The organism is Nostoc sp. CHAB 5715, assembly GCF_020829685.1.
Lineage (GTDB): Bacteria > Cyanobacteriota > Cyanobacteriia > Cyanobacteriales > Nostocaceae > Nostoc.
The window spans coordinates 1-4,448 of the sequence record NZ_JAIVFR010000650.1 but is presented as its reverse complement, the minus strand read 5'-3'; the positions used below and the strand labels follow the sequence as shown (position 1 = coordinate 4,448).

The window sequence follows — 4,448 nt, the reverse complement described above, 5'->3', positions numbered from 1 at the left end:
ACTTGGCAAAAGCATCGTCATTTGGTGCAAAGACAGTGAAGGGGCCAGGACTTTTTAATGTTTCTACTAAACCAGCAGCTTGTACAGCTGCCACCAGTGTTTTAAAAGACTCAGCCGTAACTGCAATATCAACAATATCAGCCATATATCTTACCTAGAATCTCTGCAAAAGATTTTAAAGGATAATAAACCTATTTGAAGTTTTATTAAACAAAATAAATTTAAAATCAGGCGTTAAAAAAGAGGCAGGGGAGCAGGGGAAGATGAGGGAGTGAGGGAGTGAGGGACAAGAATTAATGCCCAATGCCCAATGCCCCATGCCCAATGCCCCATGCCCATTAATTATGATTAACTTTCCAGTTTGCTAAATCAGTTAAAGAGCGATCGCGGTAACGTCCATATCGCTCCTGCTTACTTTTGATTTTCGCACCCAGTTCAGGAAAAATCCCAAAGTTGGGTGGCATTGGTTGGAAATGCTTCGGCGAAGCGGAACTAATAAATTCCAATAATGCACCCATCATTGTTGTTGGTGGTAAAACCAAAGCTTCTTTACCCAAGGCTAGCCGCGCTGCATTAATTCCCGCCAAGCAGCCACCCGCAGCCGCAGCAGTGTAACCTTCAGTACCAATCAATTGTCCAGCAGCTAACAATGTCGGACGCTCTTTAAATTGCAGAGTAGGATGCATTAGCTGAGGAGCATTAATAAAAGTGTTGCGGTGCATTACTCCCAATCGCACAAACTCGGCCTTTTCCAAACTTGGAATTAGCTGAAATATTCGCTTTTGCTCACCCCAGCGCAGATTAGTTTGGAATCCTACCATATTCCACAGTTGACCGGCTTTATCTTCTTGTCGTAACTGCACCACAGCATAAGGACGTTCCCCGGTGCGAGTATCTGACAATCCCACTGGCTTTAGGGGGCCGTAGCGCATGGTATCTTCCCCACGCTGTGCTAGTTCTTCAATGGGTAAACAAGCTTCAAAAAATTTCGCCGTTTCCCGTTCAAAACCTTTGAGTTCTGTTTGTTCCGCTTTACAAAGTTCTTCTCGAAACCTTAAATACTGCTCTTTATTCATTGGGCAGTTGAGATAAGCGGCTTCACCTTTGTCATAACGTGATGCCATAAAAGCAACGTCACGATTAATCGATTCTCCCACAATAATCGGACTAGCTGCATCAAAAAAGCTGAGGTATTCCATCCCGGTAAAGCGGCGCAAATCTTCGGCTAAGTCGGGACTCGTTAAAGGCCCAGTCGCCAAAACCACAATTCCTTCAGGAATCGCAGACACTTCACCCCGGCGAAATTCAATTAAAGGATGGCTGGCTAAAGTTTGAGTCAAGTCTTGACCAAATTGTCCCCTGTCTACCGCTAGCGCCCCACCAGCAGGTACGGCGTGTTCATCAGCTTTCGAGATGACGATAGAGCCAAGTTGGCGTAATTCTTCGTGCAATAATCCAGCTGCGCGATCGCCTGCCATTGCCCCAAAGGAATTACTACACACTAATTCTGCCAAATGTTCTGTATGATGAGCAGGGCTGAAGCGTTTTGGACGCATTTCATGCAGAATTACCGGCACTCCAGCTTGGGCTATTTGCCAAGCTGCTTCTGTCCCAGCTAGTCCACCTCCAATTACTTGTATCGGTTGTTCCATAGTTATATTTTTAATTCCTATATCATAAGTATCCATCAGCATTACAGAAGTAAAATTAAATAAAAAGTCATGCTGACTATATAATCAGCGTAAAACATGGTGGAGCAACAACACCAGTTAACAATTCAAAATTCAAAATTCAAAATTCAAAATTAAAGACATTTCAGACAGGGATTTAAACCCCGACTGAAATGGATACTACATGTAATGGTTGGGGTCTTAAACCCTTTAATTTACGATAATCTCTGCTATGCCTGTATTTTCTGTAACCTTCAAAAAAGAACTGATTTGGAGTCAACAATTATAAATTATCTGTATCAATTCCCTTTTCTTTGAGTTTAGCTAACAATTCTTGATAGCGATCGCGCTCTTTTTCTAATTCTTCTAAAGCTGCTTCCTTTGCTTGACATTCCCGTTCTGCACGTTGGCGCTCTTGTTCCCGTAACTGGTCAATTTCTACGGGTGACAAAAACTTTTGTCCGGTGGAAGAAACAATTTCCAGGGTATCCGGTGTTAACGTAAAACTGATTCTCAAACGCGGACTTACCCAGCTATTCATCTCTTCGATAACTTCAAAACTATCCTCAGAACGCAGCAAGCCATTTAAATCGTTCTTATCCGGATCATAAATATAATATTCTTCCACGCCGTAACGCTGGTAAAACTGCAATTTTTTGGTCATTTCTTTGAGGGTGTTACCTGGCGAGAGAATTTCAAATACTACCTGTGGAGGTATATTCTCTTCATTCCATTGTAAATAGGAACCCCGTTTTCCTTTTGGTCTGCCAAAAACTACCATCGTATCCGGCGCTTGTTTAATATTCGGGCTTCCTTTAACTGGATACCAAAACAAATCTCCGGCGATAAATACATCAGGTTGTAATGCAAATAGGATTTCTAAATTTTCTTTAATTTTGACAATCCATGCAAATTGTTCTGTATTATCCGCCATTGGCTGTCCGTCGCTTTCCGGGTAGATGACTTTGATCGTGGTTTCTGGTGTAACTTGTTGTACCATTGCTGCACCTCCAAGTACGGGGTTTTTAGCTAATAATTCTAGTTGAGATAGCGATCGCATTAATATTGATTTTATAGCAGTCCTAAATCATTTGTTAAATATTTTTATGTTGGCTGTCATTAGTCATTAGTCACTTGTCCTGAGCGTAGTCGAAGTATTTGTCCTTTGTAATCACAAATCACAAAGGACAAATGACCAAGGACGACCATAACAAAAATTTTCACAATCTCATTTAGGATTGCTATAGCTATAGCTCCAGATAATCTTGATTGCCAATGCTGGCAAACTCTTGAAATTAATCATCAGGAGGATGCCACCACTAATTGTTCAACGTTGTCGCGTACCAGAATTAATAAAATATGTATTAGAATACCGCGATAATATCGAAGCTATGCGATCCCTGTTTCATCATCTTAGTTTGAAATATAAGCTATTCCTCAGAGAAATCGCAAAATAGTAGAAAAATTGAGTTATTTACAGCAAGCAGGTTGCAAACTAGTCACCTACCCGATCAAAATCGATGATTTTTTGGATTTCTTCAGCTACCAAATGCAAAAATTCTATCAGGTTTGATGTTCTTTATTTTCGCTAGTACTATTAAAATAATAATTTTCATTAAAAAAACATAGCACTACCCAACTGGAGCTATATAAATAATATTTATTTGGGAACATAAGTTTATGGACTCAACCACAACTTATACTTATGATGCCGACGGCAAACTCGTATCCCAGAGCATAGACAACAACAGTGATGGGACAATAGACTCAGTTATTAACTACGGCTATAACCTTACATACTATACCTTTGACGGCAACGGCGACGGCATCGCTGATTATGCCGAAAATTATACTTATGATGCCAAGGGCAACAAGACATCCTTTAGTCAGGACACCAACGGCGACGGCATAGCTGATTATATCAATATCTATACTTATGATGCCAACGGTAAGCAGACATCCTCTGGTACTGACAACAACGACGACGGCATCGCTAATTATATCGAAATCTATACTTATGATGCCAAGGGCAACAAGACATCCTTTAGCCGTGGCGACTACGGCAACGGCATAGCTGATTATGTGACAACCTATACTTATGATGCCAAGGGCAACAATACATCCTCTAGTCGTGACGACAACGGCGACGGCATCGCTGATTATATCGAAATCTATACTTATGATGCCAAGGGCAACAATACATCCTTTAGTCGTGACGACAACGGCGACGGCATCGCTGATATTGTCATAACCTATACTTATGATGCCAAGGGCAACCTGACATCCTCTAGTGGCATCAACGGCGACGGCATTGCTGCTTTTGTCACCAATTATACTTATGATGCCAAGGGCAACCTGCTGACACGGCAAAGCATTAGCTTCAACAGTGACGGCATCGCTGATTATGTGACAACTTATACTTTTGATGCCAAGGGCAACCTAACATCCCTTAGTCGTGACAACAACGGCGACGGCATCCTGATTTTGTTTCAACCTATACTTATACTTATGATGTCAACGGTAAGTTGACATTTTTTAGCCAAGACGAGAACGGCAACGGGTTTGTTGATTATATCAAAACCTATACTTATGATGTCAACGGCAACCTGACATCGGAAACCAAAGACTATAACGGCAACGGCATAGTTGATTTTTTCTATAATGGCGATACCGAGAACCCCCCCTCAATTGATTATCTCTATACCTATACTTATGATGCCAAGGGCAACCTGCTGACACGGCAAAGCATTAGCTTCAACAGTGACGGCATCGCTGATT

The 4,448-nt window shown here is 41.5% G+C and carries 5 protein-coding genes; 2 read left to right on the top strand and 3 right to left on the bottom strand.

Annotated features, from left to right (window positions below):
* The 3 genes from LC574_RS28225 to LC574_RS28215 all read right to left on the bottom strand — a co-directional run.
* Positions 1 to 145 (bottom strand): fasciclin domain-containing protein (locus tag LC574_RS28225; RefSeq protein ID WP_229456972.1); only part of this gene is annotated, 145 nt, incomplete at its 3' end.
* Positions 146 to 338: 193 nt separating this feature from the next.
* On the bottom strand, positions 339 to 1,652 hold the full coding sequence (gene trmFO, locus LC574_RS28220; protein WP_229456970.1) for an FADH(2)-oxidizing methylenetetrahydrofolate--tRNA-(uracil(54)-C(5))-methyltransferase TrmFO: 1,314 nt from the start codon (positions 1,650 to 1,652) through the stop codon (positions 339 to 341).
* A 301-nt stretch (positions 1,653 to 1,953) separates the two neighbouring features.
* Positions 1,954 to 2,670, bottom strand: a complete 717-nt coding sequence (locus LC574_RS28215; RefSeq protein ID WP_229456971.1) for a Uma2 family endonuclease — start codon at positions 2,668 to 2,670, stop codon at positions 1,954 to 1,956.
* A 680-nt stretch (positions 2,671 to 3,350) separates the two neighbouring features.
* Between LC574_RS28215 and LC574_RS28210 the strand changes: the two genes are divergently transcribed.
* Complete coding sequence (locus LC574_RS28210) at positions 3,351 to 4,199, top strand: hypothetical protein (RefSeq protein WP_229456969.1); 849 nt, start codon at positions 3,351 to 3,353, stop codon at positions 4,197 to 4,199.
* Positions 4,196 to 4,448: hypothetical protein (locus tag LC574_RS28205; RefSeq protein WP_229456968.1), on the top strand; the 253-nt coding region annotated here is incomplete at its 3' end. The genes LC574_RS28210 and LC574_RS28205, both read left to right, overlap by 4 nt.

Bases quoted from the DNA above. Each gene is read 5' to 3' on its own strand.
- trmFO (WP_229456970.1), bottom strand. From the start codon at position 1,652: ATGGAACAACCGATACAAGTAATTGGAGGTGGACTAGCTGGGACAGAA.
- LC574_RS28210 (WP_229456969.1), top strand. From the start codon at position 3,351: ATGGACTCAACCACAACTTATACTTATGATGCCGACGGCAAACTCGTA.
- LC574_RS28215 (WP_229456971.1), bottom strand. From the start codon at position 2,670: ATGGTACAACAAGTTACACCAGAAACCACGATCAAAGTCATCTACCCG.